The organism is Bifidobacterium sp. N4G05 (genome assembly GCF_002742445.1).
GTDB classification, from domain to species: Bacteria; Actinomycetota; Actinomycetes; order Actinomycetales; family Bifidobacteriaceae; genus Bifidobacterium; species Bifidobacterium hominis.
In genome coordinates, this window is the sequence record NZ_NJNQ01000006.1 from 134247 (window position 1) to 143312 (window position 9066).

At 55.9% G+C, this 9066-nt stretch carries 5 protein-coding genes and 1 tRNA gene; 2 read left to right on the forward strand and 4 right to left on the reverse strand.

The window, feature by feature from the left end:
* Window positions 1–65: 65 nt before the first annotated feature.
* The 4 genes from CE153_RS07480 to CE153_RS07495 all read right to left on the reverse strand — a co-directional run bounded on the left by CE153_RS07480 (window position 66) and on the right by CE153_RS07495 (window position 5177).
* The gene (locus CE153_RS07480; protein WP_180753447.1) at window positions 66–1571 is read right to left on the reverse strand and encodes a G5 domain-containing protein; all 1506 of its coding nucleotides are present in this window, start codon (window positions 1569–1571) and stop codon (window positions 66–68) included.
* A 274-nt stretch (window positions 1572–1845) separates the two neighbouring features.
* A tRNA-Thr gene (locus CE153_RS07485) sits at window positions 1846–1919 on the reverse strand.
* A 157-nt stretch (window positions 1920–2076) separates the two neighbouring features.
* Window positions 2077–3060 carry a DsbA family protein gene (locus CE153_RS07490; protein ID WP_099595739.1) on the reverse strand — a complete coding sequence of 328 codons (984 nt, stop codon included), beginning with the start codon at window positions 3058–3060 and terminating at the stop codon, window positions 2077–2079.
* A gap of 167 nt (window positions 3061–3227) precedes the next feature.
* A complete protein-coding gene (locus CE153_RS07495) occupies window positions 3228–5177 on the reverse strand; it encodes a serine/threonine-protein kinase (protein WP_180753448.1) in 1950 nt (649 codons plus the stop codon).
* A 472-nt stretch (window positions 5178–5649) separates the two neighbouring features.
* On the opposite strand from CE153_RS07495, the gene CE153_RS07500 reads away from it, so the two are divergent.
* Both CE153_RS07500 and CE153_RS09045 read left to right on the forward strand, forming a co-directional pair.
* Window positions 5650–8544, forward strand: a complete 2895-nt coding sequence (locus CE153_RS07500) for a glycoside hydrolase family 3 N-terminal domain-containing protein (RefSeq protein ID WP_099595741.1) — start codon at window positions 5650–5652, stop codon at window positions 8542–8544.
* A gap of 237 nt (window positions 8545–8781) precedes the next feature.
* The coding region (locus tag CE153_RS09045) for a hypothetical protein (RefSeq protein WP_236824502.1) at window positions 8782–9066 on the forward strand (285 nt) is incomplete at its 3' end.

A 9066-nucleotide genomic window follows, 5' to 3' on the forward strand; every position in this document is an offset into this window, starting at 1 on the left:
ATCCGTTCAACTGGTATGAAAAAGTGTGTGTTGTTACGTTTGCGTATTGTTGCGATCGGCGTTGTTTAATACCATCCGACTTGCTCGGAATGCTCCCATGCCTTCGATGGGTTGCCGTATCGTTGCGCGATGTAGCTTAGACCCCAGTCGATCTGTACGGCCGCATCGTCACGCCAGTTTGCGCCGAATGCCGCCATTTTGCTGCCTGGAAGCGATTGCGGGATGCCGTAAGCTCCGGAAGATGCGTTTTCCGCATACCACAGCCAGCTTGATTCGCGCGTCCACAGTTTCACCAGATCGGTCCAGTTTTGCCCGGTCCAGCCATATTGCGCCGCGGCTCCGGCTGCGTAGGCCTGTGCCTGCGCGGGGGAAGGGTGGTAGAGGCGGCATCCTGCCGAAGGATCGGAAGGTTGCGGTGTCGGGGTGGGCGTCGGTGTCGGATCCGGTGTGGGGGCCGGGTCCGGAGTTGGCGTCGGATCTGGGTCCGTTTTTGATCCGGAATCGTCTTTCTCGCTGTCGTCTTTCTTGTTGTCGCCCGAATTGTCCTTATTATCGGAATTATTGTTCGACTCGTTTTTCTTGTCGGAATTATCGGAATTGTTGTTCTTATCCGAATTATCGTTCTTTCCGGAATTATCATTTTTCCCGGAATTGTCGGCATTGCCAGTATCTCCGGAATTGCCGGATCCGCCACCCGAACTAGAATCGTCGGAAGATGCTGCCGGTCCTACTGCGATGATCCGGTCAAGGGCGATTTTCGTGGTTGTTTCGTTGGTCAGCGTCTCGCTTTCCTTCTCGCCATCCACATACGTGACGTCGTATGTTTGCTGGATTTCGCCGTCCTCGCCTTCCTGCCTGACTACGACTTCGCCAGGCTGCAGACTGGGATCGATGATGGTTTGCGTGCCGAATGGCACCGCTTTCGTGCGTGTCTCCTCGCCGTGCGTCACGCGGCGGACGCGCAAGATCGTTTCGCCGTTGTCTTTTTCGACGCTGACGCGATCCTCCTTGTTCAGCGTGATGCCTTTGGAGTCAAGAATGGAGGCCGCCGGCAGTTTGCCATTTGGTGCTGCGGAGCTTTGCCCGTCTGCGATGACGGTGACCGGCCCGTTTTGGTTGATGATCAGTCCGCCGGTGAGTTTGTTGTACACGTTGTCGATATTGACGGTGACTTTTGCCGCGTCTGCTTCGTTTTGTTCGAAAAAGCCAATCAGCTGTTCGGCGCTGGTCGCCACTGTCCAGAAGGGCACTTCCTGCCCGTTGATGGTGATGGTGGTCTGGTAGGCGCTTCGTACCGTCACCACGTCATGGTTGCTCAGCATGCTGGTGGGGCTGGTGGATTCCACAAGATCATGCGTTTTGACTTTCGCGCCACGCTCTTGCAGCAGACGGTCGACACTCATCGCGTATGTGGTTACTGTGGTGGTTTTGCCATCGATGGTCAGAGCTACGGTTTTGCGCGCGCCTACGCCGAATGCGAGCGTCGAGGCGAGCGTCAATGAGACCACGCATGCCGTAACGCGAGCACGCCGAAGCATCACAAATCTCCGGGGGGTCCACCTTCTTGTCATACGTCCTCTTTCCAGCGACTGCCTACATCGCCGTCATTGTAACGGTCAGATCGGGACGAATGGCATGGTTCCCGCTGGTTTTATCTATACCGCCACATTTTTGAGGAAAAGGAATAAAGAAAAGGGGGCAGGAGAGAAGGGGATATCCTGCCCCCTGTCCGGACAAGGCAGGTTGGGGGAAGCCTTGTCCGGTTACCAGAAGCCATAAGTTGGGGGAAGACTTCTGGATCACTTACCCATGGTAAGAGGTTAAAGCCCGTCAAAACGGGTTTCGAGCCTCCTGTCGGGATCGAACCGACGACCTGCCGCTTACAAGGCGGCCGCTCTGGCCATCTGAGCTAAGGAGGCTTATGCCGCTCTCTAGCATAATGCATAAAAACGGCAACGATTGAATAGCATAACCAGCGTGCCCGATGCCGTCAACTTGGAACTGCGCTTTGGCTGGCACGCTGGCGAGTAGGGGGGGCTATTATTTTCCGATTATGAGGATTGAGTAGGGGGCCGATCACTTACCAGTGGTGTTGGAGATCGGATCCTTGTCGGAGCCGATGGAGGGCATCACGCCTTCCTTTCCAATATCGTCTGACTTGATTCCAATGGCCTCCAGCAGACCTTCCTTGATGGTCTCCTGCGCGGTGCTCAGCTGGTTCATATCCCAGAATTTGCCGTTGATGGTCACCGTTGGGGTGGTCATGCTGCCCTTGTAGTTTCCGGACGTGTTCCACAGTTCGGAACGCTTCGGCGTATAGGCATCGATGGCGTCGAGCCAATCCTGGTAGTCACGGCCGAACGCCTTGTCGGCAACCTCTTCGGAAACGCCGGAAGCGATCATCTGCTTCTTGATCTGATCATCGCTGACTGACTTGTAGTTAGAGCTTTCCTCAGGCTGGAAATCCTCGGCGTACATTTTTTCCATGAACGTGATCAAATGCGTCGGATTGCTGTCATGCTCGGCCAAATACATTGCGGCATTCGCGGCACGGCTTGAGTAATCGTCAGTGGACAAACGGTCCATGAACGCCATGAAATGCAGATCGAGATTGATCTGGCCGGCGTCGACCATCTTCTGCAGATCCGCATCAAGCTGACGATGCAGATTGCCGCAACCGGGGCACAGGAAATCCATGTAGATCGCAACCGTCGGAGCGCCTTCGACAGACTTGCCGTAGCCATCCTTCGAAATCAGCAATCCGCCCTTGTTGTCGACGAGCTTTGGCGTGTTCTCGACCTTCTGCAGCTTGTCGTATGCCTCTTCCACGGTTTGGGTGGAAGCTTGGGTTTCGACATTCTTGTGCATGTTGTGATACACGGTGAACGCGCCGATCGCCACCAAAATCACCAGAACGGCAACCACGATGGCGCCGATGATGGTCTGCTGTTTGCGTTCCTTTTCCATCTGTTCGGCGCGGGCCTTCATGACCGCGGCCTCAGCGGCCCTACGCTCGGCGCGGCTGGCGCGCTTCTGCGCATCCTTACTGTTCTGGGCCATCCACATTCCTTTCGATGTTTCATCGTTTGCTGCGCACCATAGTAGTGTGGGCGCGTTATTGCTGAATGAAGTATTTCGTAAAAGCTTACGTTGCCATACTACGTGCGATTGTCTGACGTTTTTCTGAGGATTGCAAACGTTTGCCGATTCTTGGTTTTCGCTACATTTCATATGGATTCCGCAGGAGTGCTGGATTTCGGGCGACCACGTAGCGTTCCAGCTCCCAATCGCAACACCAGAGCTCCCGGAGTGAGGGCGGAGACCAGCCAACCGATGGCGCAGCAACCAGCCTGGACGACGCCGCTTTGCGAAATCGATCCTTCAATCCAAGTCGGCAACGGAATCGTGAATCCGAATATTGCGGTATCCACCATGGTGAACGGCAATTGCAATGCGACTGTGGCGATCGTCAATCCCAATGCGGCGATCGCAGCCATGATCAATGCGCGCGGCACCGCATAACCCAGCCCCTTGAGCACATGCCAAGGCAATGTGGCGGCGCGTGCGAACCAATCAGAGGCTTTGCGGCTGCCTCCACGGCGTCCCTCGCGTTCCAGCTGCGCTTCCATATTGAAGCCTATGGTGGCGAGCAGCCAAGCCAGCAGTGCGCCCGCAGCCCATGCCAGCCAAGGCGAGAACAAGCCGAATAGCGCTACGGGAATGGCCAAGAGCGCGCAGAGGAGCGTGCCTCGGCTCAACAGTTCGCCACGAAGCACATCGGCTGGATTCGGTGGCTGCGGCGCATTCGGGTTGAGCGGCGCAACGGGGGTGATTGCTGCAGTTGGAGTAATTGACGAGGCTGAGACGACCGGTGCGGCACCTGGCTGCGCAGCTTGCGCTGCCGGCGCGTTCCGTGCGTTTTGCGCCATTTCAACCGATGCATTCGGTATTACGGCAGGCGGCCGCTGGTTGGCGATGCGTTGCAATGCAGGTTTGATGATCGGATCGATCTGCGTCTGCTCTTCGGCGGGATTCCAAGCATTCTGAACAGGCATCACCCGCGTGGATTGCGACATGTCTCGTGGCAATACGCTGGTGGTTTCGCTATTGGCAGGAAGTACTCGTGTGCCGGTGGCGTCGATGGTTTGCGTGGCCTCAACGAATTGCGGCAAGGTGCGTGTGTCGATGGCGTCTTCGCCCGTTACGTGATCCAGCGCCCGCCAAAGCTCTCGTGGATTGTCGGGCGATTCAGCAAAAGGGGGCATCGCCTCCGGTGTGCTCGCAGCGGAACCGGCAGTATTTGCGGAATCCCAAGCTTTCGGATTCAACGCATCCAACGCAATCGCCTGCAACAATTCGTCAGGCGTGCAACGTTTCGTACGATTCGGATTCAACGCTGAACGGAACGCGGCCATGGTGCCCGCCGGAAGCCCGGCCAAATTCGCGCTTCCCGCAGCGGCACGCTCCAACACGGCCATCATCGGCTTCGTGCCGAATACCGGCTCTCCGGTAGCGGCAAACGCCAGCACGCTCGCCACCGACCACCAGTCGCTCATCTCATCGGACTCCGCACCATCAATGATCTCCGGCGCGATGAATCCTGGCGTGCCCATCACCAAACCCGTTCGCGTCACATGGCTTTCGCCCTCGCCCATGGCAATACCGAAATCCACCAACACCGGTCCGGTATTCGACACCATCACATTCGTCGGTTTGATATCGCGGTGCACAATACCGGACGCATGCACGGCCTTCACCGCCTCGATCAGCTTGCGTCCCAACCGTTCCAGATCGTCGCCCACATACCGGCCGTTGGCTCGCACATCCTCACGCAGATTCTTGCCCTCGATCAGCTCGGTTACGATAAAAGCCAGCGCATCATCCAATTCCATATCCACAATGCCGCACACGCCGGGGTGACGCACTTTCTGCAGCGCCATCGCCTCCCTGCGCAGGCGCTCGCGTGCGGTCAGCTGATCGCGGGAACGCTCGCCGGATGCATCTTCCTCGGCAAGAGAATCGCGCAAGATCTTCATCGCATACTGGTGTCCGCCGTCATCGCGCACGCGCCAGACCGATCCCATTGCCCCCGATCCAAGCCGTGAAATCAACGTATATCCGCCAACGAGGCTGCCCGCCTCCAGATTCAATGCGCTTAAGTCGCTCATGGCATCCATGGTACTTGCCTTACGCAGGTTGCTGTTGGAATAGCTCGCTTCAGCGCGCAAAAATCATCATAAAAATGCGATTGCGTAGTTGAGTTGCAATTAGGGCGACGTTTTTCCGTAATATGGCAACGATATCCGGTCATCAAATCGGCAGTCGACAGTAGGCAAATCAACGATTGACGGTCAATCCGCGAAAGAACGCATATTGTTCCATATGCATGCGGGTAACGGAATCATATGTGCACGAACGGTCTTTTTGCATGCGCAAGTGGTATGCAGATTATGCGCGCGAAACGACAAGCTAGGAAAAATCAGGCCGCTTTTTCCGTGGATTTTGGTGAAATTGAAACATCGACATGAAGAAGTGTCTTCACTTCTGAAAATCATGCGGCGCGGGGCAGCGTTACGTGATTTTTGGTTTCGATGAGGAAATCGGGGCCTGTATGTCGTTTGGTTATGAGAATCAAGGAGGAGGCAGACCATGCTGCAGATCAACATGGCTGACGTCATGAACGTTATTGGTTCGTTGACGCCGTACCTGATTGCGATTGGCGTAATATTTGTGCTCGCGCTGATCATCACTTTTGCCGTCAATAAGAAGACGGTGAAGGAAGTGGCGACCCGTAAGATCATCCACTCCGAGTCTTGGCTTGTGGCGCTGGTCGGTATTGTCGTCGCGGTTTCCATGATGCTGTCCGGTCCATTGTCGACGCTGCTCAACAATGCGACCGTCACCAAGTACATGCTGTCTGATGCTACTGTTTCCAAGGCTAACGATCTGGCCAAGGAAGTGCAGTCGGAAGCTATCACCATGCTGAAGAACGATGATTCCAACCTGCCGTTGAGCAACAAGAAGGTCAACGTGTTCGGTTGGGGTTCCACCAACCCGGTTTATGGCGGCACCGGCTCCGGCTCCATGTCTGACCAGTACGACACCGTTTCCCTGCTCGACGGCATGAAGGAAGCTGGTCTTGAAACCAACGCCGACCTGACCAAGCTGTACACCGACTATCGTGCCGACCGCCCGGTTGTGGGCATGTGGTCCCAGGATTGGACCCTGCCTGAGGTTCCGGCCGACCAGTATTCCGATTCCTTGATCTCCGATGCGAAGAGCTTCTCTGATGAGGCCGTTGTGGTGCTCACCCGCGTTGGCGGCGAAGGTGCCGACCTGCCGATGAACATGAAGGCCGAAGGCATTACCTACGAGAACAACTCCAAGGATTACGAGGACTTCAAGGATGGCGAGAGCTTCCTGCAGCTGAGCCAGACCGAGCGCGACATGCTTGATCTGGTCACCAAAAACTTCAGCAAGGTCACGCTCGTGTACAACGGCGCCAACACCTTCCAGTTCGACTTCCTGAACGACTATCCGCAGATCCAGTCTGTGGTGTGGTGCCCGCCTGCGGGCCAGACCGGCTTCTCCGCGCTTGGTGACGTGCTCGCTGGCGAAACCAACCCGTCCGGCAAGACCTCCGACACCTTCCTGAAGGATCTCACCCAGTCGGTGTCCTACAACAACTTCGGCAAGTTCGAATACACCAACATGGATGACAAGGCCGCCAAGTACAAGGGCTTCACCGGTGATGAAGTTACCGCCATCCCGGGCTTCGTCAACTACTCCGAAGGCATCTATGTGGGTTACAAGTTCTATGAGACCGCAGCCACCGAAGGCGCTATCGATTACGATTCCATGGTCGCTTTCCCGTTCGGCTATGGCTTGAGCTACACCACCTTTGAGCAGAAGCTCAACGATGTAACGTACAAGGAGGGCAAGGTCACCGTTGACGTGACCGTCACCAATACCGGCGATACTGCCGGCAAGGACGTTGTCGAGGTCTACTACAACCCGCCGTACACCGAAGGTGGCATCGAGAAGGCCAGCACCAACCTGGTTGGCTTCGAAAAGACCAAAGAACTCAAGCCGGGCGCTTCCGAGACTGTGACCGTCGAATTCGACGACGATGACATGGCTTCCTACGATTACCAGAATGCCAAGGCATACGTGCTCGAAAAGGGCGATTACGACATTTCCATCAACTCCGACTCCCACACCGTGATTGATTCCAAGAAGATCACCGTGGAAGACACCATCACCTACGATTCCGATTCGAACACCCACGATGATGACCAGACCGTGGCCACCAACCAGTTCGATGACGCCGCTGGCGATGTGACCTACCTGAGCCGTGCCGGACATTTCGCCAACTACAAGGAAGCCACTGCGGCTCCGACCAACTTCGAAATGTCTGACTCCGCCAAGGAAACCTTCTACAACAACACCAACTACGATCCGTCTCAGTTCAACGATGATTCCGACGAAATGCCGACCACTGGTGCCAAGAATGGTCTCCGTCTGGCCGACATGTACGGCAAGGATTATGACGACGCTGATTGGGACAAGCTGCTTGACGAGCTGACCTTCGACGATATGGACAACCTCATCGCCAATGGCGGCTACGGCACTCCGGCCGTCTCCTCCGTCGGCAAGATCCAGCTCACCGACGCTGACGGCCCGGCCTCGCTGAACAACAACTTCACCGGCGTCGGTTCTATCGGATTCCCGGCTTCCACCGCATTCGCTTGCACTTGGAACAAGGATCTGGCCAAGCAGTTCGGCGAGATGATCGGCGACATGGCTCACGACATGCACGTTGCCGGCTGGTACGCTCCGGCCATGAACATCCACCGCAACGCATTCTCCGGCCGTACCTTCGAGTATTTCTCTGAGGATGCGCTGCTCTCCGGTGCCATGGCTTCCAACGAGATCGCCGGTGCCAAGGAGAAGGGCGTGTACTCCTTCATGAAGCACTTCGCCCTGAACGATCAGGAAACCAAGCGTACCGAGATGCTCTGCACCTGGACCAACGAGCAGGCCATGCGTGAGATCTACCTCAAGCCGTTCGAGATGAGCGTGAAAGAAGGCGGCGCACAGGCCGTGATGAGTGCCTTCAACTACATCGGCAACACCTATGCCGGTGGCAATAACGCTCTGCTGAACACCGTGCTCCGTGACGAGTGGGGCTTCAAGGGCTTCGTCCTGACCGATTACTTCGGCGGCTACGGCTACCAGAACGCCGATCAGGAAATCCGCAACGGCAACGACTCCATGCTGGCTACCACCAAGGTCACCAACCACATCACCGACAAGTCCGCAACCTCCGTGAAGGCCATGCGTACCGCTGCTCACAACATTCTGTACACCGCCGCCAACAGCTGGCAATATGCAGACGGTGAGCCGAAGGTTGCCACTCCGATCTGGAAGACCGCCATGTACGTGGCTTGGGGCGTGACCGCAGTCCTGGTGATCGCACTTGAGGCTCTGACTATCAAGCGCTACATGAATCGCAAGAAGGCCAAGGCTGAAATCTCCGCCTGATTTCGTTTCCTTCTAGTGGATCAACATCAATAACTGAATAACAACTGAAGATAGCAGCTGAAATACAGCGAGGGCCGCCAGCTTTCCCCAGTCGGCGGCCCTCGCTGTATTTCAACGTGTATTTCATTGCGTATGTCACTTCCAGTGTGGCCAGGTCTATTTTTGCCTTCGTAAAGCGGTGTTGGATTCCTCATATGTTCCTTATGTGATGCCGACACGCCCGGATGTTGGCTTGCGGTGGAGTGTTTTGAGGTTTTTCCGACGGTCTTTTGCCGCGCGATGGTGTTCCTTGCCTGCTTTTCCCGTGTTTTCGACACGCCGGTGGAGTCCAGTGTTTTCAATGGTTTTCATGGTGTTCGTGGATGTCCGATTTGCGTTGCCGGCCGTTGTGCTGTAGGTTTATCTCTTGCTGCCGCTCAGCGAGTGGTTCCCCGGCTGGGGTTCCCTGAGGTGGGTGAGTGGTGGTGGTTTGAGAACTCAAAAGCGTATTTGTACTACTTCTTTATAGTCAATGATTGCCAG